The organism is Fibrobacter sp. UWB12 (genome assembly GCF_900142485.1).
Lineage (GTDB): Bacteria > Fibrobacterota > Fibrobacteria > Fibrobacterales > Fibrobacteraceae > Fibrobacter.
Window position 1 is genome coordinate 45,722 of sequence record NZ_FRAZ01000005.1, and the last position, 23,625, is coordinate 69,346.

General features: G+C 44.8%; 24 protein-coding genes. 15 read left to right on the plus strand and 9 right to left on the minus strand.

Annotation, left to right across the window (positions count from 1 at the left end; genetic code table 11):
- The first annotated feature begins 29 nt into the window (after positions 1-29).
- The 7 genes from BUA34_RS08545 to BUA34_RS08570 all read left to right on the plus strand — a co-directional run bounded on the left by BUA34_RS08545 (position 30) and on the right by BUA34_RS08570 (position 5,642).
- Positions 30-1,142, plus strand: a complete 1,113-nt coding sequence (locus tag BUA34_RS08545; protein ID WP_072828352.1) for an AbiH family protein — start codon at positions 30-32, stop codon at positions 1,140-1,142.
- 77 nt (positions 1,143-1,219) lie between these two features.
- Entirely contained in the window at positions 1,220-2,911 is a 1,692-nt protein-coding gene (locus tag BUA34_RS16010) for a BspA family leucine-rich repeat surface protein (RefSeq protein WP_072828353.1), read from the plus strand.
- A gap of 196 nt (positions 2,912-3,107) precedes the next feature.
- Positions 3,108-3,239 carry a hypothetical protein gene (locus BUA34_RS16175; protein WP_256375022.1) on the plus strand — a complete coding sequence of 44 codons (132 nt, stop codon included), beginning with the start codon at positions 3,108-3,110 and terminating at the stop codon, positions 3,237-3,239.
- Between the two features lie 544 nt (positions 3,240-3,783).
- A complete protein-coding gene (locus BUA34_RS08555; RefSeq protein WP_254794394.1) occupies positions 3,784-4,395 on the plus strand; it encodes a hypothetical protein in 612 nt (203 codons plus the stop codon).
- A 91-nt stretch (positions 4,396-4,486) separates the two neighbouring features.
- The gene (locus BUA34_RS08560) at positions 4,487-4,699 is read left to right on the plus strand and encodes a hypothetical protein (protein ID WP_139255910.1); all 213 of its coding nucleotides are present in this window, start codon (positions 4,487-4,489) and stop codon (positions 4,697-4,699) included.
- Between the two features lie 207 nt (positions 4,700-4,906).
- The gene (locus BUA34_RS08565) at positions 4,907-5,464 is read left to right on the plus strand and encodes a hypothetical protein (RefSeq protein ID WP_072828360.1); all 558 of its coding nucleotides are present in this window, start codon (positions 4,907-4,909) and stop codon (positions 5,462-5,464) included.
- Complete coding sequence (locus BUA34_RS08570) at positions 5,451-5,642, plus strand: hypothetical protein (protein WP_072828364.1); 192 nt, start codon at positions 5,451-5,453, stop codon at positions 5,640-5,642. The genes BUA34_RS08565 and BUA34_RS08570 overlap by 14 nt, the downstream gene beginning before the upstream one ends.
- Positions 5,643-5,702: 60 nt before the next feature.
- Here the strand turns inward: BUA34_RS08570 and BUA34_RS08575 are convergent, their stop codons facing one another.
- On the minus strand, positions 5,703-7,298 hold the full coding sequence (locus tag BUA34_RS08575; protein ID WP_072828368.1) for an ABC-F family ATP-binding cassette domain-containing protein: 1,596 nt from the start codon (positions 7,296-7,298) through the stop codon (positions 5,703-5,705).
- Positions 7,299-7,453: 155 nt separating this feature from the next.
- On the opposite strand from BUA34_RS08575, the gene BUA34_RS08580 reads away from it, so the two are divergent.
- The 5 genes from BUA34_RS08580 to BUA34_RS08600 all read left to right on the plus strand — a co-directional run bounded on the left by BUA34_RS08580 (position 7,454) and on the right by BUA34_RS08600 (position 13,129).
- The gene (locus tag BUA34_RS08580; protein ID WP_072828371.1) at positions 7,454-8,245 is read left to right on the plus strand and encodes a CAP domain-containing protein; all 792 of its coding nucleotides are present in this window, start codon (positions 7,454-7,456) and stop codon (positions 8,243-8,245) included.
- Positions 8,246-8,322: 77 nt separating this feature from the next.
- Positions 8,323-9,138 (plus strand): hypothetical protein, encoded by an 816-nt coding sequence (locus BUA34_RS08585; RefSeq protein ID WP_072828373.1) that lies wholly within the window; start codon positions 8,323-8,325, stop codon positions 9,136-9,138.
- A gap of 9 nt (positions 9,139-9,147) precedes the next feature.
- A complete protein-coding gene (locus BUA34_RS08590) occupies positions 9,148-10,836 on the plus strand; it encodes a PCMD domain-containing protein (protein WP_072828375.1) in 1,689 nt (562 codons plus the stop codon).
- A gap of 63 nt (positions 10,837-10,899) precedes the next feature.
- Positions 10,900-12,393 carry an ABC transporter permease subunit gene (locus BUA34_RS08595; RefSeq protein ID WP_072828378.1) on the plus strand — a complete coding sequence of 498 codons (1,494 nt, stop codon included), beginning with the start codon at positions 10,900-10,902 and terminating at the stop codon, positions 12,391-12,393.
- Positions 12,383-13,129 carry an amino acid ABC transporter ATP-binding protein gene (locus BUA34_RS08600; RefSeq protein ID WP_072828380.1) on the plus strand — a complete coding sequence of 249 codons (747 nt, stop codon included), beginning with the start codon at positions 12,383-12,385 and terminating at the stop codon, positions 13,127-13,129. The genes BUA34_RS08595 and BUA34_RS08600 overlap by 11 nt, the downstream gene beginning before the upstream one ends.
- A 163-nt stretch (positions 13,130-13,292) precedes the next feature.
- Here the strand turns inward: BUA34_RS08600 and BUA34_RS08605 are convergent, their stop codons facing one another.
- The 8 genes from BUA34_RS08605 to BUA34_RS08640 form a co-directional block, all read right to left on the minus strand.
- Positions 13,293-13,670, minus strand: a complete 378-nt coding sequence (locus BUA34_RS08605) for a hypothetical protein (RefSeq protein WP_072828382.1) — start codon at positions 13,668-13,670, stop codon at positions 13,293-13,295.
- Positions 13,671-13,736: 66 nt separating this feature from the next.
- Positions 13,737-14,951: a formylglycine-generating enzyme family protein gene (locus tag BUA34_RS08610; protein WP_072828384.1), complete on the minus strand. Its 1,215-nt coding sequence runs from the start codon at positions 14,949-14,951 to the stop codon at positions 13,737-13,739.
- Positions 14,952-14,965: 14 nt separating this feature from the next.
- Entirely contained in the window at positions 14,966-15,808 is an 843-nt protein-coding gene (gene cdaA / locus BUA34_RS08615; RefSeq protein WP_072828386.1) for a diadenylate cyclase CdaA, read from the minus strand.
- Positions 15,795-16,709: a dihydropteroate synthase gene (gene folP, locus BUA34_RS08620; RefSeq protein WP_072828388.1), complete on the minus strand. Its 915-nt coding sequence runs from the start codon at positions 16,707-16,709 to the stop codon at positions 15,795-15,797. The genes cdaA and folP overlap by 14 nt, the downstream gene beginning before the upstream one ends.
- A gap of 8 nt (positions 16,710-16,717) precedes the next feature.
- Positions 16,718-18,817, minus strand: coding sequence for an ATP-dependent zinc metalloprotease FtsH (gene ftsH, locus BUA34_RS08625; RefSeq protein WP_254794395.1), 2,100 nt, complete (start codon positions 18,815-18,817; stop codon positions 16,718-16,720).
- Positions 18,804-20,114, minus strand: a complete 1,311-nt coding sequence (locus BUA34_RS08630; RefSeq protein ID WP_072828390.1) for a tRNA lysidine(34) synthetase — start codon at positions 20,112-20,114, stop codon at positions 18,804-18,806. The genes ftsH and BUA34_RS08630 overlap by 14 nt, the downstream gene beginning before the upstream one ends.
- Positions 20,111-21,142 (minus strand): hypothetical protein, encoded by a 1,032-nt coding sequence (locus BUA34_RS08635; protein ID WP_072828392.1) that lies wholly within the window; start codon positions 21,140-21,142, stop codon positions 20,111-20,113. The genes BUA34_RS08630 and BUA34_RS08635 overlap by 4 nt, the downstream gene beginning before the upstream one ends.
- Positions 21,143-21,245: 103 nt before the next feature.
- Positions 21,246-22,262 carry a hypothetical protein gene (locus BUA34_RS08640; RefSeq protein WP_072828394.1) on the minus strand — a complete coding sequence of 339 codons (1,017 nt, stop codon included), beginning with the start codon at positions 22,260-22,262 and terminating at the stop codon, positions 21,246-21,248.
- Between the two features lie 59 nt (positions 22,263-22,321).
- Here BUA34_RS08640 and BUA34_RS08645 point away from each other — a divergent pair, with 59 nt between their 5' ends.
- From BUA34_RS08645 to BUA34_RS08650, 3 genes are all read left to right on the plus strand, one after another.
- Complete coding sequence (locus tag BUA34_RS08645) at positions 22,322-22,537, plus strand: hypothetical protein (protein WP_072828396.1); 216 nt, start codon at positions 22,322-22,324, stop codon at positions 22,535-22,537.
- An 86-nt stretch (positions 22,538-22,623) separates the two neighbouring features.
- Positions 22,624-22,935, plus strand: coding sequence for a nuclease-related domain-containing protein (locus BUA34_RS15620; protein ID WP_083579759.1), 312 nt, complete (start codon positions 22,624-22,626; stop codon positions 22,933-22,935).
- Positions 22,936-22,945: 10 nt separating this feature from the next.
- The gene (locus BUA34_RS08650; RefSeq protein WP_254794396.1) at positions 22,946-23,587 is read left to right on the plus strand and encodes a topoisomerase DNA-binding C4 zinc finger domain-containing protein; all 642 of its coding nucleotides are present in this window, start codon (positions 22,946-22,948) and stop codon (positions 23,585-23,587) included.
- Positions 23,588-23,625: the final 38 nt, after the last annotated feature.

Sequence of the window (23,625 nt, forward strand, 5' to 3'; positions counted from 1 at the left end):
AAATTAGAACACCTCAAAAGACTAAAAACATGCAAAAAATTACTAATCCATATTTCGAATTGTTGAATAAGAAAATTGCGTTGAGAAAGCAGCCTTTAAAAAATCCGGCAATGGATTATCAATCGAAATGGACTCCTAATTCGCAAATTTACGGCAAGGATGCTTGTGCCGACAATACACTGTTTGTTATCGGAAACGGCTTTGATTTATACCATGGCGCAAATACTTTTTATGCAGCCTACAAAGAATTCTTATTGTGTAATTTTCCATTGTTAGTTAGAATTTTTGACGATAATTTAAATTGGTCTGATACAGCTAAGGTGAGTCGATTCACTAAGGTGTTAGAAGATTCTGTATTTAATGATTTTGATAATAGCTGGAACAATGTTGAATATGTGCTAGGTCGCCCGAATATTCCGATTGATAGAGATTTTATCAAACAATATCAAATTTCGCCTAGTTTGTGGTCTTGGCTATTTACTTTTTTAGTTGGTTTCTGGATAAAAAATGTCGTGAACTCGGAAGAGTTTAAAAAAATACAACCCAAGCCAAATCTTCATTTTTCTCAAAAATCTTTTTACCTAAACTTTAACTATACGCCCACATTAGAAACTGTATATGGCGTGCCGCATAATGTAATAAAATACATTCATGGCTTTTATAAGGATAATTGTCTTTTGTTTGGACATTCTGACCAGGACTCGATAAAAGAAACGAGAGGAGATTTACAGGCGTTCTACAAGAATTCGTTCAAGGACGTTCATGGTAACATCGCAAAGAATGGCGCATACTTCGAAATGCTTAAATCTATCCATATTGAAAAAATATGGGTTTTAGGGCATTCTCTTAATGATGTTGATTATCCTTATTTTAAAATGGTTAAGGACTTTTTCCCTAATGCGTATTGGATTATCGCCTATTATAAAGATGAGGATTTTGAAAAAATTCAAAAAACAAGAGTGTATTCAGAAATTAGAGATGATTCCAAAGAATTGAAGTCTTGGTCTGACATTTCAATTGCATCGGAGGATGATAATCAGGATGGAAAAATTTCTTCATTAAAGGAGAAGTCAGAAGAGACAGAGACGGATCCGCTTTTGACTGCTTTAAATGAAATTCAAGATTTGGGGATGATTTTATGAAGGATTTAGAGAATCTTTAGATGTTGACTTTATTGCGTAGTAAAATTAATATGAGGCTTATTTAAATAGGTATGTAAATGAACAAGTGTTCAAATTGTGGTGCTGAGTTAGATGTCGGAGCAAAGTTTTGTATGGAATGCGGGACTCCTGTTCCGCAAGTGAAAAAATGTGCTCAATGTGGAACGGAACTGCCGCTCAAGGCGAAGTTCTGCTTTGGGTGTGGCGCTCCTCAAGATGGCTCTGTCTCTCAAACGACTGACATTAGTATGGGCGACAAGAATGTCATTGCTGGCGATGTTGTTGGACAAAAAGTGGCGGGCGACAATGTACAGAACAAAATTATGGGCAACGCCATTTACAATACGATTCAGGACGATACTAAGCGCGTGAATAGTTGCCATGTGTGCGGTAAGCACCTGACGAATGTTAATGGGCATACCTGTCCCTGTTGTGGTAATGTCGTGTGTGACGAACATTTTGATGCGAAGACTAATTTGTGCTTGAAGTGTGTCGAAGTCAAGAAACAAGATGCATTAAAACAATACGAATCGGCTTTGCTGTCAATTGGTGCAAATGGTCGAATTGATATCATTGAACGTAATAAACTTGATGTGCTTGCAAATACCTTGGGGCTTTCGAAAGCGGAAACATTGCCGCTAGAACAAAAATTCAAGCTGAAAGTTAATGTTTCGACTTTGACACGTACAGAACGGATGACATTGGAATCGGTGCAAAAAGCTTATTTTGAGGGAAAACTTGAAGATTATTTTGACGATATAAAAAAACTATTTGAATGCAATCCTAATGATGAGGAAGTTGTTAATTGGTACTTGCGTTTTGCCCGTGTATTGGAACCGGATGAAACAATAGATGTAATTGCAAAGTTGCAAGGCGAATTTTGTGAAAGTTATCTGTCGTTGGTTTGTATTTATCTCTTCAAGAAGGAGTTGCCGGAGGCTGAACTAGCTTTGAACAAAGCGAAACAGGTCTGGCCGGATGTGCCGATTGTTAAGCTTGTGGAAGTTTTGTTTCTGATAAAATTGTATCTGCAAACTGATAAGTCGGCTTTTCTTGATGAAGCTAGAGGCGCTTTGCAAAAGATTGAATCCACAAGTGATGAATATGAATCTTTTTTACTAAAAAATGAGCGAATACTATTGGCATGTCTTTGTGGCGACAAGTCTGATTGGGATGATTTTGAAAATGTGTTCTTTAAACTATTCGAAGTCCGTTTGGTGGTTGCGTCTAATAGAAATCATTTAATTCAGCTTATTGATGAAGCAATTGAAGAAAATGGCTTAGAATGTGATTTGAATTATATTGATGTTTCTAATGTTAAAGATATGAGCAAATTATTCTGTTTTGAGCCAGGTCCCCGTCACCCGGCGAAGTTCAATGACGATCAGGCGTTTAAACGATCAAAATTTAATGGTGACATCAGCCAATGGAATGTGTCAAATGTGACAGATATGAGCTTTATGTTTCTGGAATCACGATTCAATGGGGATATTAGCCAATGGAATGTGTCAAATGTGACCAATATGTACTATATGTTTGGGTTTTCCAAGTTCAAAGGCGACATCAGTAAGTGGAATGTGTCAAATGTAACAAATATGAGTATGATGTTTTGGTGGGCGCGAGAGTTTGATGGCGATATTAGTAAGTGGGATGTGTTGAATGTGACTGATGTGGGATACATGTTTTCTGGATCGAGATTAGAACAGAATGGAAAAATCCCTTATTGGTATAAGGCCACTTCTAAAAAATAATTTTTTTTTGAAAATAATTATGTCTATATGTTCAAATTGTGGTGCCGAACTTGATGTCTGAGCAAAGTTTTGTATGGAGTGCGGAACGCCTGTTCCGCAGGTAAAGAAATGCGTCTAGTGTGGGCTGAAATTGCCTCTCAAGGCAAAGTTCTGCTTTGAATGAGGACTCCCGCAGGTGGACCCGTCTTCCTTTGGCATGGGTACTAGCGTTAGCATGGGCGATAAAAACGTCATCGCAGGTGAAGTCGTTGGGCAGAAAGTGGCAGGTGATAATGTTTGCAATAAGATTTTTGGCTGTGCTACGTTTACCACAGTACAAGATATCTAGCCAATGCCGTTCCGGGGCTTTTCTTAGATGTTTCTGATGTGCAGAATCAAAAACCTCCGTAAAAGGCTACCATGTTCCGTATTAAACTCATTTTACAACGATTGTGCACCAGGTATTCTTGATAAAATTATCTAGTTTATAGATGAGACAACCATGAGGTTTTCGAAGATGACTATTATCGCCCGGTAATCACCAATGGAAACGATTCTGACAAGCATGGCGAACGCTCCGCCCATTATGCTTGCTCCGCTGTAGATCTTCGAATCAAGGATGTGGAAGATGTTAAGATTCGAAGGCTCTTGCAAAGGCCATCACCGAAGACCTTGACCCCCGTTATTTCGTCCTCCATGAAGACGTCGGTATGTCAAATGAACATCTGCACATTCAACCGAAAAGTGGCTCTTACAATAGAAACGAGGTGTGGAAATAGTCCACTAATCTGCCCAATTCCCTTTTACAAATCCTCCCAGATTAGCGATATAAATAGAGAGGAGCTGAATGACCTCTACTTCGCTTTATACAGGAGATTTGTATGGCATCGGTTTTGGGTTGTCTTGTTATCGCGGCGATCGTTATCGTCTTGGCTACTATCGCTATCCAGATTCTTATAGCGCTTTTGCCGGTTCTCCTAGTTATTGGCGGAATGTGCCTTGTGTTTTTTATTGTGGGAGGCGCAAGTGGTGGCGTGAAAGAGTTTAAAAAGGAAATCGCATATACTCAGAATACCGTTAGGGAGCACATGGTCCAATTTCGGGATGATGTCCAGCGCGATTATCATGAGGAGATGCTTTCGATGACATTACAGAAATCGGGCGTGAATTTCAATAAGCTTCGTCCTGAAATGGACAGTGCGATTTCTGTGGTCGTAAGTGTTTATCATACAGCAATGAATGACGACAAATACAAACCACTAATTACAAGCGCCAATGATTATGAGGGGCATTCTGAAAGGTCTGCTCATTATGTGGGTGCTGCACTCGACTTTAGAATCAAGGATATGGGGAGCCTTGAAACTCGTAAACAGATAGCGCAAATGGTGCGAGATAATTTGGGCAATCGTTATACAGTTCTACACGAAGATATCGGGCAGGAGAATGAACACTTGCATGTCCAACTGCGTAACGGAACATACAATCGTAATGCAGTCTGGAAGTAGAAAAAAGCTCAAATTCTACAAAACTTCGCCCTCTTGCCGACAAATTCTCGAAAAAGGTATATTAAATGGGCTGATGATGGAGGCGACGAGTATGATCGATAGAGACGAATTTAATGCGTGTGTGAGTACCGCTCGCCATGAAGGTTTAGCGGAAGGCGAAGCAAAGGGTGAAGCCCGAGGTTTTATTAAAGGCGAAGCAAAAGTGAAAGAAAGGTATGCTGCTCGTTATAAGAAGATTGCTGAATATCTTCGCTCTCATGGAGTGCCTGAGAAATTGCTGAAAGCCGCTTTTGCTATCAAGTAGTAAGTGTAAAAAAAACGATTATACTTTTTTACGGGATGAATCCATATATTTTTTTTTGTATTTACTCTTGACAGCATCTTTTTTATGATTTATATTTTTAGTGCTTTAATGTGCAGTTGATGGGCTAGCGAAAACTTTGCTTTGCTCATTATTATTACAAAATGTTAAACCTCGCCTTTTTATGCGTGTAGGCGGATGGAGTAAAAGATGAATACAAAAGTGATGACTGGTGTCGTTAGCATATGGCTTGACGAAATTGTCCCTTGTCTTAAAGATACAGAAACAGGCGAAATTAAGGAAACGGTTGTTTTTAAGATTGAAAGCCGTTCGTTTCTGAAAAAATTCACAGAACAAAATGGATGGGGAATAAATTGGATTGATGTTCCTAAGGAAGTTGAGGTCTTTGCTCTAGCTTTAAAAGAAAATAACGATATTCAGGGGCTAGTTGCTGTGAAAAAAGATGCTGATGCAAAGGCTGCTTATTTGCATTGGGCTTGCACTGCACCTCATAACAATAAAAAAATTGCAAAAAAGCCCAAATACAGTGGTGTTGGTGGTCATCTGTTTGCTGTTGCCGTTGATAAATCTATGCAATGGGGATTCGAGGGTACAGTTCATGGATTTGCCCTTAACAAAAAGCTCTTGAATCACTATATTGAAGTTTTAGGAGCTGTTTATTTGGGTGCTTTGCATCCCTATCAATTCTTTCTTGATGGCGAAGCTTCGCAAAAACTCATGGAGGTCTATACGTATGAGTGGAATTAGAAAACCAGCCGTTATTTTAGCGGATTCTATGGAAGAATATATGGCGCCTCCAAATCCGTATAAAAATCCCCCGAAAAGCAAATTAAATCTGTTGGAGTTAGGACGGTATGCAAGGCGCGTTGGGAAAACCGTTGATAAACTAACTGCCGAAGAAATTTTGCAGTTTAAGATTGGTTAGCATATCAAAAAAAATCCCTGCCACTTGCTGTGACAGGGATTTCATAAATCCAAAGTAGTTTTACTTCTTCTTCGTCTTCTTGCTTTCGAGCCATTCGTCGAAGGTAATGCTGCGGTCAACAACTCCGTTCGGCGTGAGTTCCAAAACGCGGTTTGCGACAGTTTGGACAAATTCATGGTCCTGAGAGCAGAAGATGACCGGGCCCTGGAATGATTTGAGGCCGTTGTTCAAAGCGGTGATGGCTTCCAAGTCGAGGTGTGCGGTCGGTTCGTCGAGGAGCAAGCAGTTTGCGTTCGAGAGCATCATCTTCGAAAGCATGCAGCGCACCTTTTCACCACCACTAAGCACGTTCGCGCTCTTGAGGGCTTCTTCACCGGTGAAGAGCATACGACCGAGGAATCCGCGGATGAAGGTTTCGTCCTGTTCCTTGCTGTACTGGCGCAGCCAATCCACGAGGGAGAGGTCCGTCTTGAAGTAAGCGTCGTTGTTCTTCGGGAAGTAGTTATAGCTAATCGTGTTGCCCCACTTGAGCACGCCATCCGGAGCCTTGATTTCTTCGGCAATGAGCTGGAAGAATGCCGTCTTGAGTGTGTCGTATTCACCGACGAGAGCGACCTTGTCCTGGTTGCCGAGCGAGAAGTCGAATCCCTTGCAGATAATGCCGTCGCCGCCATCAACGGTGGCGTTCTTGACTTCGAGCACAATCTTACCCGGTTCGCGGTCCATCTTGAAGTTCACCCACGGGAACTTACGGCTAGAGGCCGGCATTTCTTCGACGGTCATCTTGTCCAAAAGCTTCTTACGGCTGGTGGCTTGCTTGGCCTTAGCGGCGTTAGAAGCGAAGCGGCGGATGAACGCCTTGAGTTCTTCAATCTTTTCTTCGGCGCGGCGGTTCTGGTCCTTGCGCTGCTTCTGGGCGAGCTGGCTTGCTGCGTACCAGAATTCGTAGTTACCGCCGTAAATGTTGATCTTGCCGTAGTCGATATCGCAAGTGTGCGTGCAGACGGCGTTCAAGAAGTGACGGTCATGGCTCACCACGATCACGATGTTTTCGAAACGTTCGAGGTAGTCTTCGAGCCAGCCGACGGTTTCCAAATCAAGGTGGTTCGTCGGTTCGTCCAAGAGCAAAATGTCCGGGTTGCCAAACAAGGCTTGTGCCAAGAGCACGCGGATCTTCTGGCCGCCATCGAGTTCGGACATCAAGTTGTAGTGGAATTCTTCGGGAATACCGAGGCCCTTGAGGAGCACAGCTGCGTTGGAATCGGCTTCGTAACCGCCGATTTCGCCAAAGCGAGTTTCGATTTCCATGGCCTGCATGCCCTGTTCTTCGGTCATTTCCGGGAGCGCATAAAGTTCATCGCGCTTCTTGCTGAGTTCATAAAGTTCAGGGTAGCCCATCATCACAGTTTCGAGAACCGTGTTGTTTTCGTAGGCGAAGTGGTCCTGCTTAAGGACGGCGATACGTTCGCCCGGGTCCTTCGTGACTTCACCCGTGTTCGGTTCGAGTTCGCCCGAAAGAATCTTGAGGAATGTGGACTTGCCGGCACCGTTTGCGCCGATAACACCGTAGCAATTGCCGCGCTTGAAGGAAAGGTTTACTTCCTTGAAGAGAACGCGGCTACCATATTGAAGACTGACATTAGAAACATTAAGCATGGCGCCAAAGATAGTAAATTATGGGTCGTGATTGTAGGGGGCAAGGGCTTCTTCTGCCCGAAAAAGCTATAATTAAATAAACGAGTCATCCTGAGCGGACCCTGGAGCCGCAGGCGATAGGGGTAGTCGAAGGGTCTAAAATATTAGGGCATATTATGAAAGTTAATTTGTTTATGAAAACGGCCGGATTCGCAATCTGTGCATCGCTTGCTTTTGCATTTACGGCATGCTCCGATAATGTTTCGGTTGTGAAGTATGAATCCCATGAAGTAGAAAAACAGCCTTCTCCTTCCGAAGTAATAAATTCCTCGTCTAGCGCAAAGGGCAAGGCTAGTTCTTCATCAAAGAAATCCGAAAGTTCTTCGTCTGTTGCGCAGTCTTCTTCGGCAAAAGCATCGAGCTCCTCCTCGGCAAAAGCTTTGAGTTCATCTTCTGAAAAGAAACCTGCAAGCTCTTCTTCTGAAACACCGAAATCATCTGCAGCATCGTCTTCGTCTGCGGGCACATCGTTCTTTAGCGAAAATTGGCGTCAAACTTGCCTCGACAAAATCAACGAATACCGTGCCACAGAAAATTTGGAACCGCTTACCTTAGCTCCTGAAGAAAAGCAGACCTGCACTGACAAGCAAGCGGGTGACGACCTTGCCTCGAATAAAGCTCACGGCCACTTTGGCGCTTGCGGCGAAGGTGCTCAGAACAGCGGCCCGAATTTCAATACCTCTTGGAGAAAAACGGCTATTGAAGTGTCCGATGCTTATCTTAAGATGATGTGGGAAGACGAAAAGGCGCTTGTGACAAGCGGCGAACGTGACCCGAATAAAGACGAGGATTACTCCTACATTGGCCATTACCTCAATATGAAAGGCAACTATAAAACTGTCGCTTGTGGCATTACACTCAGCGAAGATGGCAAAAAAGGCTGGTTCAACGTAAACTTCTTTAGGTAGTAATCGTCTTTTACTGTCTAAAAATTACGCTTTTTGTAGTATTTGGTTTTTAAAATCAATTTTTTATCTTTGGGCCTATGAATATTAGGCCTATTTTTTTTGTTATTTCGCTCATTGCTGTGCATGTTCTGGCGAAAATGCCGGAAACAACGGCTTATCTTGAAACCCATCAGCCGGATGTTTCTGTTACGGATTCTACAAAATCGCCCGCGAAAAAAGGTGGACTTCTTGGTAGCCTTTTCCCTGTCGAAAAAGATGAGGCGATTCATCGCGGAAATATCCTTACAGGTGCAACGCTTTTTTTGCTCCAGGGAAATTCTGATGAAGATGCATTGAACATTCTCTTTGGTGATATTTACAAGGCTGAAGGTTATACATTTACGGCGGAGGCCTTTGGCGGATATTTTGTTCGTGATGCAATGGCTGTGGGTATGCGTGCTGGTTATAGTCGCACTTATGTCGATGTCGATTATTCGATTCTCGAAGATTTGGCCGATGTTAAGGAACGTCGCAAGTATGTGAGCAATGGCTTTTTTGTCCAGCCGTTTCTTAAAAATTATTTGAAAGTTTTTGATTCCAGAACGATTTACTTTTTTAACGAGACTTCGCTTACGGTTGAATATTCTTATGGAATTTCGCAGTCGGATGATGGCGAAGATGTCGCAAAAACTCGAAATCACGGGTGGACTTTTAAATTCGGCATCAATCCCGGGCTTTGCATTATGGTGCTTGACCGCTTGGCGTTTGAAACATCTGTTGGGCTTTTGGGCCTGAATTCGTCTTGGATAGTCGTAGAAGAAAATGGTGAACGTCGTAGTGAAGTTTCTTATAACATTGTGAATTTTAAGATAAACTTACTAGCGCTTGATTTTTCGCTAGTTTATTTCTTCTAGGAGCTTGTTATGTCGTTTAAAAATAAAGTTTTTTGGCAAATCATCGCGATGTGTTCTTGTGCCGTTTATACGCTCATTTCGTTGAATGGTTGCTCTGCAGATTACGATACTTTTGGAAAATCGGATTATTGCGTGTTGAGCGAAATAACATTTGCTGAACAAGAATCTTCGCCTGCAGTTTATTCGAATAATCATCGAATGGAATTTGATTTGGTGGCTCCGCCGGAATCGCTTGAAACATGGAATTCCGTGACGATTGATGCTATTGACATGAGTCATTTCGCTTCGCTCCATTTGGTTAAAGGTAAAGTTGAAGAATTTCCGACGGATTCGGTTGCGCTCGATTCTTTAGCGCAAAAGCTTTCTGTATCCGATGAATCCATTAAGATGGGCGAGAAAATTGCAATTCCTTCTAGCCATGTTATTTACGTTGTAATTGTTTCAGAAAGCGGCAAGAAGGCTATTTGGCAGTTGACTTTTGACATCCCGAATGTGAAACCGAAATCTTCTTCAAGCAATTCGGTTAAGTCAAGTAGCTCGGCAAAATCAAGCAGTTCAGTTCAGTCTAGTAGTTCAGTCAAGTCCAGTAGCTCGGTCGAGTCTAGCAGTTCGGTAAAGTCGACGACTCCTTCTACGTCCAGTTCTGCGGCATCTGTTGCGTCAAGCTCTTCAGCGGCAAAGTCTTCTCAACCCCCGAAAATCCTTGCGCTTTCTATTGCCGGCCAGGCGGCAGTAGTCGATGAAGAAAGCAAGTCTATTCATGTTGACGATCTCGAGTTCCGCACTGATTTGACATCGCTTGAACTTTCGGATTTGGAACTTTCGGAGGGCGCTACTGCAAATGTTAAAGTGGGCGAGTCTTACGATTTTGGCGCAGGCGTTCAAGTGACCGTCACGAATGAAAAAGACGAAAGCGAAACGTACTCCGTCAAGGCGGGCTATCAATTGCCGGGCTCCAATTTTAATTCTTGGAAAGGTGATGACGTGACCCCGGATTCTATTTGGGGTAATGCCAACACGATTTTGACGACGACGAAAAAAATTACTTCGGGTTCCTTGATTGGTGCGCAAATTCAGACCAGTTCCGTGCTCGGAAAAGTCGCAAGCGGTAGCCTTTACACGGCAGATTTCAACCCCAAGGGCGTCGGTACGCTCTCGATGGCAAATGCATCGACATGGCCTGATGGCAATGAACTCCTAGATTTCGGCAAACCGTTTGCGGCACGTCCCGAATTTATGGAAGTCAAGTTCAGTTACGAAGGCAAGGGCGATAGCTGCGACATTTATATTCTGCTCGAAAACCGTACGGGCGATATGAATATAAACCGCAAGGCCGGTGACGTGAACAAGCTGGTGGCTTCGGCTTGGTTCCGCTCTACAAAGGCTGACAATTCTGGCCGCGAAAATCCGGATGTCGTGAGCGTTTCGGAACCGGACGAAAATGGAATGCGCACGCTTCTTCTCAAACTCAAGTATGGAGAACCGCTGGCGGGTTCTCCAATTGAGAACTCTTCGACATTCAATACCGAACTTGAATCCTCGAACAAGTCTGCTGTTAACAATGGCTTAGAGCAGGGCTCGGGTGAGGAGCCGGTAACGCATATCCGCGTGGTCTTTGCCTCAAGCGCTAATGGAAACCACTATGAGGGAACAAAGGGCGCGACCCTTATCGTTGACGAAATGAGGTTGATTTATTAAATAAAACTCACAAGGGTTCCCAAACTTTCGGCTTTTAACTAACTTTAAAATTAAGGTTAAAAAATGATACGAAAGTTACTACTCCCAGTTCTCATTGCGTTTTATTCGCTGGCCTTGACCTCTTGCGATAACAAGCAGGCGGTCATCCCCAATAAGGTTCATTCCATTAGCGATCTCGGCCACAAAAAAGTGGGCGTGCAGATTGGCAACACCGCCGATATCTATGCTTCCGAATATGGTGGCGATACGGCGAAAATCGATGTCGAACGCTACACGAAACTTGCCGATGCCGTGCAGGCCTTGATGCAGGGGAAGATTGATGCGGTCATGAGCGATGACCAACCGGCCAAGGCTTTCGTGCGCCAAAATCCGTCACTTCGCATTCTCGAAGAAGTCTTCGTCGAAGAGATGTATGCGGGCGTTGTCGCAAAGGGCAACGAATCGCTGCTTGATTCTGTGAATCAGGCGATTGCGCAAATGAAGTTCGACGGCGTCTACGATTCAATTTTCAATAATTACATCAATCACACTAGCGATTATCATTACCAGAAGAAAGTGACTGAAGGTCCGAAACTTATCGTTTCGACCAATGCTCAGTTCCCTCCGTACGAATTCTACAAGGACAATAAGATTGTCGGTCTTGATATCGAAATCGTCAATTACATTGCCGATTATTTGCATCGAACTGTCGAAATTCAGGATATAGAATTCGATGCGATTATCAATGCGGTCGCATCGGGCAAGGCTGATGTCGGTTTCGCGGGCTTCACGGTTACTGAAGAACGCAAAAAGTCCATCAACTTTACGACCCCTTACACGCTTTCTAAAGTTGTCGTGATTGTCCGTGGCGACAAGGCTATTGAAAATGACGAAAGCTTTGGGGATCATTTCTACAAGAACTTTGTGAAGGAGTCTCGCTGGAAGTTTATTCTCGAAGGTCTTCGCAACACGCTTGTGATTTCGTTCTTTGCTGCTCTTCTTGGTATTTTAATAGGCTTTGTGATTGCGCAAATCCGCACGAACAATGAATTTAACGGTCGCTGGAAGGTCCTGAACTGGTTTGCAAAAGCTTACCTCGCCGTGATTCGCGGAACGCCGATGATGATCCAGTTGCTCATCATTTACTACATCGTTTTCTCGTCAGTGAACGTGAATAAGATTCTTGTGGCGATTGTCGCATTCGGTGTGAACTCCGGTGCTTATGTTTCTGAAATTATCCGTAGCGGTATCAAGGGCGTGGATCCGGGCCAGATTGAAGCGGGCCGCAGTCTCGGCCTCCGTTTCCGTACGGTGCTTTATCACATTGTCTATCCGCAGGCCTTCAAGAATTCTCTCCCTGCGCTCACGAACGAATTTATATCGCTCATCAAGGAAACTTCCATTTGCGGTTACATCGGCCTTACCGATTTGACGCGTGGCGGTGACATCATCCGCAGTATGACTTACGAAGCCATGCTCCCGCTCCTTGCTGTGGCTGCAATTTACTTTATTCTTGTCGCCGGGCTCTCGGCTTGTGTTGCAAAACTTGAAAAGAGGTTGAAGAAAAATGAACGCTAATGCTGAAACTTTAATCCAGGTCAAGGACCTTTGCAAATCTTACGGTGACAAGCAAATCCTCAAGGGCATTTCTCTTGATATCCATCGTGGAGACGTTGTTGCCATTATCGGACCTTCGGGGTGCGGCAAGTCGACGTTCTTGCGCCAGCTGAATTTGCTTGAGCAGCCAACGAGTGGCGACATTCTTTTGGATGGCAAGAGCATTTTGGCCAAGAATGTTTCGAAGCCTGAAATTCGCGAACGCGTTGGTATGGTATTCCAGCAGTTCAACCTGTTCAAGAACATGACTGCTCTCAAGAACATCATGTTTGCTCCGGTAAAGCTCGGACGCCTTTCTAAAGCCGATGCCGAAGCTCGCGCGAAAGACCTCTTGAAGCGCGTGGGACTTTTGGAACGTGCCGACCATTATCCGGCACAGCTTTCTGGCGGTCAGCAACAGCGTATTGCAATTGCTCGTGCGATGGCGATGCAGCCCGAAGCGATTCTTTTTGACGAACCGACGAGCGCTCTGGACCCCGAAATGGTGGGCGAAGTGCTCAAGATCATGAAGGATCTTGCAAAGTCTGGCATGACGATGATTGTTGTGACACACGAAATGAGCTTTGCACGCGAAGTGGCGAACCGCGTGCTCTTCTTTGCCGACGGTTACGTCAAGGAAGATGGAACGCCCGAAGAAATCTTCGACAATCCGAAAGACGCCCGCCTCAAGGAATTCCTTTCGGCACTCAAGAAATAACGTAGTGCCGCGGCACTCCCGCATTAAGTTGTTATCCCCGCCTCTGAGCGGGGACCTCCTTTAAAAAACGAGAAACCCCGGCTTTTAAACCGGGGCTTCTTGCTTTAAATTTTAGCTTTTTTGCGGTTGCGCTTTGCGCGGCATTTTGCCGACGTTTCAGCGCTTAGTTATAGCTATTTCTTGCGTCCGTTTGGGCCTTGAAAATCTTGTCGTATTCGTCCTTAGTGATTCTCATGTAACCCGTGACAATCTTGCCAGATTCGTCTTCGCCGAATTCATAGTAAGCGGAGTCGCCCTTGACGCGCATCAAGATGTCCATGTTGAGGGAATTCTTGCCACGGAGAGCGTTGTCTTCGTATTTGGCGGTAAGATCGCCATTCACGTTTCTGATGGTGAAGTCGATATTGTTTTCAGTGAAAACTTCAAAAATCATATCGGCTTCGCCTTTCCAATAACCGGTGTATACGGGTTGGTCGTCGCTGCATCCGAAGAATGCAAAAGTCGAAAGAACAAGTGCGGAGAGAATAAGTTTTGTTTTCATGGTTTTAAATTAGATTTTTTTGCGGGGGTGAGCTAGTGAAAGTGTGTAACGATGTTTTAACAAATTCTATTTGCAGCACCTGAAACCAACGCTCGGGTACTGGTTTTGCGGGTAGAAACTGAATTTGCTCTCGGAACAGCTGCTTTCGTTATTGGTATTCCATGCGCCACCTGCGACCAGGTATTTGTCGGGGTGTTGCTTGCTTGTGGAACTCGTCCATTCCCAAAGGTTTCCGTTCATGTCGTTCATGCCCCACCAACTGCGGCACTGAGTTTTGCGGCCACTTCTCTTGGCCGATTTTGTATTGGTGTTGCACTTGCTTTGCTTATAGCTATTGCCGTAAGAATATTTGAATCCGTCCTTGCCACGGCAGGCGGCTTGCCATTCTTCGATAGAGCAGAGGTGCTTGCCTTCGTTCTTGCAAATGCGGGCGGCTTCTTCCTGGCTTACCATGTCCTTGGGCGTTGCATCCGGCTGGTTCGGGTATTCGTATGCGTCAACGCAAACCGTTTTTCCGCCGACAGGGACGGGGTAGGCGTTCTTGCCACAAATATTGTCGCTTGCCATGTCGTATTTTGCTTCTTCCCAAGCGGTGCGGTTGCCGACGGAATCTTCAGCAAGGAAGAATACGGAACCGGTCTTGTTGTAGTCAATGGGTTTGCTTGCATCCTGCGGATTCAGCGTATCACCAATGGAAACAAATGTCTTGCACTTGATTTCATCGCACTTGACTTTAAGTTTGATGGGGGAGTAATAGCGACCTGCTGGGGGTGTGATTTCTGCGGTAGGCGGGACCTTGTCCGAGTTGCGGAGATTTTCGGCTTCGCGTAATTTGTCCAAGGAATCCTGCTTAGCTTTTTCGTTTTTTGCAAGGGCGTCTAGGCTATCCCTGCGAGCCTTTCTTTCGGCACGGATGCTGTCGCGCGCATGCTTGAGGCTATCCTTGTTGACCTTCGGCAAATTGGCGAGCGAATCTGCTGTGCGGAGGCTATCGGCACGGCGCAAGCTGTCTGTGATTCGTGCGTCTTCGATGGCCTTCAGGCTGTCGGCCTTAGCTTGTTCAGCACGGAGGCTGTCGAGAATTTCTTTTTGGCGCAAAGCGAGTTCTGCAAGCTTTTGTTCTTCAAGAGCCTGTTGCTTTACCTTGTTGAGCTGGCATTGTACAACGAACAAGCATACAAGTAAAAGGAACATTAAAATCAAGATGACGAGATTGCGTTTCCCGTTTTTCTTGTTTTGTTTATTTGGAGCGTTTTTGGGTGTATTGGTGTTTTTTGCCATAACTTTCCTGCATCTTAATTTTCAACAGCTTCGTTTTCGCCTTCTGTTGGTTCTTCATCAATCACTTCGTTGAAGAGGTCGTGCCAGTGGCGGAAAATTTCTGCCTTGAGTTCCTTTGGAGTGAGACCGCGTCTCAGGTTGTTTCTGTATGCGGTCGAAATTTTACCCGTTTCTTCGGAGACGATGATAATCAGGGCGTCACTTTCGGCTGCGAGAGCCTTTGCTGCGCGGTGGCGCATGCCATAGCCTGCATCACCTTCGGCATTACCTGTCGGCATCGGCAAAATACATCCAGCTGCAACAATTTCTTTGCAGTTCAGGATTACGGCACCGTCATGCAAAGCTGAGTTCGGGAAAAAGAGTGCGCGTAAAAGTCTGGAGCTGATGCGTGCATTCAAAAGCTCACCTGTGTCGGCGTAGTTCTTGAGGCCAACGCGTTTTTCAAGCACGATAAGAGCACCGGTCTTTGTCTTGGCGAGGTCTTGGACAGCACTGCAAATTTTTTGGGAAATATCGTCGAGACCACTTGCGTGGAAGAGAATATTGCGCAAATCCACCTTGCTTACGCTCTGGCCGATACGTGTAAGAGCGCTTCGAATTTCGGGCTGGAACAAAATCACGATGGCGATAATTCCGAGCGTGGCGAGGTTACTGAGCATCCAAACGAGTGTGTGGAGTTCCCACCATTGTGCGATGAGCCATGCGAGAATAAGCAAAAAGCCGCCGAAAATCATCTGTGCTGCACGCGTTCCGCGGAACAGCAAAAAGATATAGTACAGAATGACTGATATGAGGAGAACGTCCAGAATGTCAGCCATACGAACATCGATGATGCCGAATAACTTAAACAGAGTCATGGGACTTCAATGCCTCCAAATATAAAAGTGATTCTTTTGCTTCGCGCACGTCGTGAACGCGGATAACGCTTGCACCGCCGAGGGCTGCCACAATGCCTGCGGTTACCGTCGGAATCAATCTGTCGCTGGATTCGAGACCCGGCATTTTTCCGATGTAGGACTTTCTCGAAGTGCCTATCAAGACGGGGTAACCGTCCTTGAGCATAACCTCGACGGATTTCATCAAGTCTATGTTGTCTTGAACCGTCTTCCCAAAACCGATACCCGGGTCAATGCAAATGCGTTCTTTTTCTACACCTGCTTCAAGGAGCTTCTTCACCTGAGCCAATAGTTCTTCCTGAACTTCCTGCACCACGTTTGTGTATGGCTTGAAGTCTTGTTGCATTGTTCCGAAGTTTCCGCGCATGTGGTTCAGCACGACGCTAGCCTTGGTGCGGGCTACCGTGTCGATCATGTTCGGGTCCATCATGCAGGCGCTGATGTCGTTGATGATGTGCGCACCGAGCTTCATGCATTCTTCGGCGACTTTAGCCTTGACCGTATCGACCGAGATGTAGAATTTGCGGTATCCCGGATTGTCGAGGTCTTCCGAAATAGTTGCGGTCTGTGCGAGCGCTTCGACAACAGGGCAAACGCGGTCGATTTCTTCTTGCTCGCTTACATGCTCGCTTCCCGGACGGCTGCTTTCGCCACCGATATCGAGAATCACGGCACCTTGTTCAACAAGAGAAATTGCGTGTTCGTAAGCCGCTTCGGGGGTATTATGCTTGCCTCCATCAAAAAAACTGTCGGGGGTAACGTTTACGATACCCATGACAAGCGGCATCCTCGAAGCTGGAATGATGTCGTTTCCGATTTTCCAGGAGATTGCACGAGTGGATTCAAGAATAGAGTGGAGCATAATCGCGGTTACTGTTGTTCGGTTTCTTTAACGGAGTTAGTGGCTGTTTCGTTACCTGTAGCGGGAGCGGGCTGCACGTCGGTAATCGGGGCTACCGGAGGTTGGTCACCCGGATCAGGAGGTGGAGTATTTTCTTCTTCGCGCTTCTTTGCGAGTTCTTCCATGGCCTTGTACTGGCGGCTCTTCTTTGTGCCGGTGAGCTTTTCGCCCGCCATGACCTTGTCGATTTCTTCGCGGTCGAGGACTTCAAATTCAAAGAGTGCTTCGGCGAGGTCGATTAGCTTGTCCTTGTTTTCTTCAAGGAGCTTGCGGGCCGCTGCATCCATGCGCTTGATTAGGCCGTTGATGGCATTGTCAATTTTTTCGGCCATCATTTCGGACATTTCCTTCGGCTTCGAAATCTCACGACCGAGGAATACTTCGCCATCGGCGCGACTGTAGCAGACAGGTCCGATTTCTTCGTCGAATCCCCATTCCGTGACCATCTTGCGGGCAAGTTCTGTGGCGCGCTGGATATCGTTCGAAGCACCGGTGCTCTGGTGGTTGAAGAAGATGAGCTCGGCAAGGCGGCCAGACATCATAATCATGATGCGTTCTTCGGCGTATTCGCGGCTGTAGCTTACCTGGTCGCGTTCCGGCAAACTCATGGTCACGCCGAGAGCGCGTCCGCGCGGGATAATCGTAATCTTGTGGAGTGGGTCCGAGTGCTTGCAGAGCAAGGTCATGAGGGCATGGCCCGCTTCGTGGTATGCGGTGTGGCGCTTTTCTTCGTCGGTCATGAGGAGCGTGCGGCGTTCAGCACCCATGCTGAGCTTGTCGCGGGCTTCTTCAAAATCGAGCATCGTCACTTTCTTGTTGTTGAACCTTGCGGCAAGGAGCGCAGCTTCGTTCACCAAGTTTTCGAGGTCTGCACCGGCAAGTCCAGGCGTGCCCTTAGCAACAGCCTTCACATCCACATCGTCGCCGAGAGGTACCTTGCGTTTCTTTAAGTGAACTTTCAAAATTTCTTCACGGCCCTTGAGGTCGGGGAGTCCCACCACAATCTGGCGGTCAAAGCGGCCCGGACGCAAAAGCGCCTTGTCGAGCACGTCAGGACGGTTCGTGGCGGCTATCAAAATCACGCCTTCGTTAGCGGTAAAGCCGTCCATTTCCACGAGCAATTGGTTCAATGTCTGTTCGCGTTCGTCGTGACCGCCACCGAGACCAGCACCACGCTGGCGACCTACGGCATCGATTTCGTCGATGAACAAAATGCACGGAGCGTTCTTCTTGCCTGTTTCAAACAAGTCACGCACGCGGGATGCACCCACGCCAACGAACATTTCCACAAAGTCAGAACCCGACATGCTAAAGAACGGCACGCCAGCTTCGCCAGCAACAGCGCGGGCGAGGAGCGTCTTACCCGTGCCCGGAGGGCCAACGAGCAAAGCACCCTTCGGAATGCGTCCGCCGAGTTTGTCGTACTTCTTGGGGTCTTTCAAAAATTCGACAAGTTCCTGCAAGTCCTGCTTGGCTTCATCGCAGCCGGCTACATCGTTGAATGTTGTCTTCTTTTGCGAAGTCAGCTGGCGAACCTGACTCTTGCCAAACGAGAACGGGCTCTTTCCGCCACCGCCCATCTGACGGCTCATCATGATATAGAAGAATGCGATGAGCAAAATGGCCGGCAAAAATCCGATGAGCGTCTCTATCCAGGTAGTTGATTCATGAATGACCTTGACTTTTACGCCTTTGAACGTTTCCCATGTCGAAATCTGTTCGTTCGAGACCTCGAGCATGTGGCTCTTGAAATGCTTGTGCTTCGTATCGCTACTGGCGCGAGTGAACCTTGCAATGGCGCTCTGGTTCTTTTTCGCTTCGGCAATTTCTTCCGGAGTCATCTCGTAAGCGCCTTCGATAATTACGCCATCAGGAGTCTTCTGGAGCGAAAGTTCCGTAATGACCTTGGTGGAATCTCCCATCAATGCCAAAAAATCCGTACGGGTAATTTCCTTGTTGTAGTCGTTCCCGGTCTTGGGGAACAAGACAAAAAGCATGAGGAGCATGACGAGAACAATAATGAAATTTTTGTTCTTAAACGGGGATGTAGGCTTCTTAGGTTGGTTCATTATAATCCTTTTCTTTCATCTCGCAAGATACAAATTTTGCAGCGGATAGCGCGTCTTTGAACTCGCAAATCCAGACAGTATTGCGTATTTTGACGATAGATCGCTTGCGATATACGGTACGAATAGGAATTTTTACATGGGCGGGTTCCTTGGGGCCGTAGAAAAAGCCTGTTGGGAAGCGGAAACCCTTCTCTGAGAGCCACAATCGGAATAATTCGGAAAGGTCTGCATCGGCATGTGCACGCAGAACCTTGTTGAGCTTTTTCTTGTCCAGCGCAATCGTACGTATTGCATTGTCATCCCGGACTCTGTTCCGGGATCGCCACGTGTCATGCCCGGCTTGACCGGGCATCTTCTTCTCGTCTAATAAACATGGTGCAAACGCCTCGTCGCATTTCCCTATCACTTTCGCATACGCCCTGTCTGCAATCCCGGCAATTCTGCAAAGCTGTTTTATTGCCCCCGGACATTCGCTTTCCAAATTCGGCAAAAACTCGTGCCTAATCTTGTTACGAGCGAACTTCACGTCGGTATTGCTTTCGTCTTCGCACCAATCGAGATCGTGCTCACGAGCGTAGGCGAGTAATTCGCTTCGTGTGACATTTAAGAATGGACGGTAGAGATATGGGGTATGGGGTATGAGGTTGCAACCTTCTTTTCCGTTGTCATTCCCGCCTCCGAGCGGGAATCTCCCTTTTTCACTCTTGTCTTCTTGGGTGGGGGAGGCTTCGTCTAGAATGCGGACTTCTTGAATCCCGCGGAGCCCTGCGAGAGTTGTTCCGCGCTTGAGTCGCATGAACATGGTTTCCGCCTGATCCCCTGCATGATGCGCCGTCACGATGGCAATAGAGCTATGGGATATGGGGCCGCAGCCTTCGGCTGCTTTGGGGTATGAGCTATGGAGACTGTCATGCCCGACTTGATCGGGCATCTCCCTTTTGTCATCCTGAGCGGAGTGTAACGAAGTCGAAGGATCTAGAGCAATTTCGAATAGCGCTTTATATCTTGCATCTCGTGCATTTTCTTCGAGCGATCCATCGGCGCTTTTCAGTGCTTTGCCATCCAAACGTCTCAAGAAAAACGGAATGTCGTACGATTTCGCAAACTCTTCCACAAATTTTGCGTCCCTGTCTGCGGTCCCTTCGCGTAACCCGTGATGCACATGCGCAATCCCAAGCCATTCGATTCCGAGAGTCTCGCGATTCTTGATAAAATAATGCGCTAAGCAAATAGAATCAAGGCCGCCCGAAACAGCAAGCAACAGACGTTTAAAACTATGACGACAAATTAAAGTCATTTTTTAGTAGGCTTACGACGTTTGGGCTTCTTTATTTCGTCTAGTTTTATCAACGCCGTTCCTGTATCATTTGTGTTTAATGATGTTGAATCCACACCAAATGATGTAGACATTTGTGGTAGATGTTCATTACATTTCTTATCTACTTTTATAGAATCATTGAAATCAATCAAATTCAAACCGAGATTGACAATTTCCTTGGCTTTAGGAACTTGGTCTTCGTAATTTGTTGCGTTATCGAGGCTCAAATTACGAACTGTTTTTTTGTTGTAGTCAATCATGTCTACGCTAAATGTATAGCCATCCAAGACAAAGCCAATTTTGTATTCTTTTGTATAATTTTCAGCAAGTTCTTTGAATTTAAAAAGATTTGCTTTTTTGTCGTTAGGGAACAATTCCCACTGGCAACGAATTCTTTCAGTCGGTAAGACCTTTTGTGTATCACGGCTTGCGGAATCCTTTGTAGTAAATTTTGCACCGGCACAGAGCTTAACCTGCTTGCAAAAGATAATGGAATCAGCTTGGACGTCTGTAGCATTTTTTCCACGTATGGTCATAGTGTAATTGTTGTTACCCCAAGCATCTGCGTAATTGATTCTGATTGTGTAGTCGTGATTACTTTTTGCATGGTCTGGTAAGGGGCGATCTTCAACGCTTCCGAATGTTTCCCTCGAATCAATGTATTCAAAAGCTGCAAGGAACAGATAGGAACAAGCTAAAATAAAGGGGACCGATAAGCAAAGAACGATTTTATTTTCTGCAAAACGTTTCCCAATTGCAATCGTTGCCGCATACAGAATCGCGAAAATAAGGAAAATCGCAATCGTGTATGCGTATGTATAAGAGGAAAGAAATCGCAACTTGCAAATGATGATTAAGGGGATTACCCACAATAATATTTTGCAAATTTTTTTGTGCTTGTTCTTTTTATATAGCAGGGTAAGAATTAAGGCTAGAACACATGGGGCAAAAATATTCAGCCCATAATTCGCTACGTCTTCTAAAACGATTTTAAAAATTTCAAGCATATTTTACTCCTTTCCATTTCAAATCTAAAAAATAAATTTGAGTTTAAGGATGCCTTTGCGGCTAAATATGCTGTTCTATCTATGCACTAAACAGAATTGTGTTCTATTCTCGTGAGTACTGTCTCAACAATTGCTTCGTTTCTTCTGTCGGGAGTTCTTTGGCGCATTTGTTGAATTCATCATCGTTGCCTATGCTGAATCCTTCTACAGGTCCTTCTTTATAGTAAGATTGATCATCGCTTTTATCACGTGCGCTCAATAAAAATTCTGCGGTTTCTTCTTTGCACAATTTCTCGTTGATGAATCCCAATCTTTGTGTGTTTGTGCAAGTCTTTCCATTGCTGGATATCGTTGAAATGTAGTTCATCCCTGTGGCGTCGAATTTAGGAGTCGAAGTAACTTCAAAGAGCTGGTTACCGATAGAGAAGGATTGCTTTAAAAAGTCTTTGGATTCCTTCTTTATCGTATTTTCAATCATCAGCTGTTTGATGATGGCGTCGCCGATATCAAAACCAAAACTACGATTTATAATTTTTTCGATGTTAACGTCGTTTGGCTCTAAGTTGTCTGTTTCAACAGTTGTGGTAATATAAATGGAGTCTTTTGTAATTTGCATTGTTCTTGCAATTCCACTTATGCCACCGATGTATTTTGAACACTTGATTTCTGTATCTCCAAGGTTTCTTCTGCAACCGGTGACTTTCCACGTTCCATAAATATCATTGTGGTCATTGCTCAATGACAAAGTTTCATAGTTGTAGTATGTGTCAAGAAATTGTTGTTCATCGGAATCTTCAGAAACTTGCTTTTCGGTTGGTCCCATCCAAAGCGAGTCGCCAACAACCTTGTAAGTGCCTGGATCCAATGATTCTGGATATTCTTCCCAAGCAAAAGTCTTTGTGTCGGGGTGGTAATTGCAAGCGTACGTTCCTTGATAAACACGTCCCGTTGCTTCGTCGTATTTAATTGGGATGGCATATGTGTAACCTTCACCGAAATCAACATTTGACTGAACGGATGGATTTTTGTTTTGTGTGTTGTCGAGACCCGATGTCGGATTGTCATCGCTGCAAGCGACGAACATGAACATGCCAAATAAGAACGTGTAAGCTTTTTTCATATTAAATACCTTTTCTATTCAAATCGAATATATTAAATTTGATCGATAAGGAGGCTGTCATGGCTAAAAATAAAGACAAAACGTTCAGCAAGGTTGCTGAAACAGCCAAAGAAAGCGATATGATGCGCATGCGACGCATAGACGGCTCCCAAAACGGAGCCACGTTACGGACAAGAGTTGTCCGAGACAAGACAAAGTATAACAGAAATTTGAAACACAAGAAGTCCTTCGCTGATGCGGGGGACTTCCCTTTTTATGGTGAAAAATGGAACTAATATGCTAAGTTGGAATGTGCCTTTTTTTAATATTTCTTTAAATACAGTATATATTTGGAATTGAATTATTATGCAAGGAGTTTGATATGTCTATTATTGATGCTTTTTTCAACAAACGCCTAGGTCCTGTATTTTTAAAGGAAAACAGTGATGCTGAAAACTTTATTGCAAAAATGAAGACTCTTTCAGAAAGAGCTTCTGGAAGTTTAAAAAGTGAAATTGAAGAACAGATTAAGCTTGCTGAAATTGGATTACTTGGTGAAAAACAGATAATTTATGAACTAAAAAATAGCGGCTTAGATATGTATATATTGCATGATATTTATCTTGAAAAAGGTGATTTGTCTGCACAGATTGATTTTTTTGATTTGTACACGCCAACATATTTATGCAATTGAGTGTAAGAACTTGTTTGGTGATATCGAAATAGACGATAAAGGAAATTTTATTAGACGCTTTAATTTTGGAAAATTTTATAAGCGAGAAGGTTTGTATTCTCCTGTTACACAAAATGAAAGACATTTGAATGTCCTTAGAGAAGTTCGTCGTGATGCCAAAACAGGTAGTTTTCTTGGACTCGCAGAAAAAGTTTTTGATGAAAATTTTTCAAGTAATTACAAGTCTATTGTTGTTCTTGCAAATCCAAAAACAGTTTTGAACGATAAAAAAGCCCCTAAAAATATTAGAGAACATGTTATTCGTGCAGACCAATTGGTTGCTTTTATAAAAAATATGGATAATTCAAGGAATGCTGATTGGTCTGATTCTTCCATGTTGGAAACAATGCAGTATTTCTTGAATTGCAATCGACCAAATAAATCGGACTATGCAAGAAAATACGAGGACATTTATTTGATGTCCGTTATCGGTAAAATTAAGGAAGAACGTGGTGATCAAACACCTGTCGAACCTGCTAAAAATCCATCAACTGAAAAAATTTGCCCCAAGTGCGGAAAACCTTTAGTTCTGCGAACCGCTAAAAAAGGTGAAAATGCAGGTAATCAATTCTGGGGCTGTAGTGGATTTCCTAAATGCTGGTATAGAGAATAAAACGCTTCCAAACCTTAAATGGGCGAGAATTGTATAAA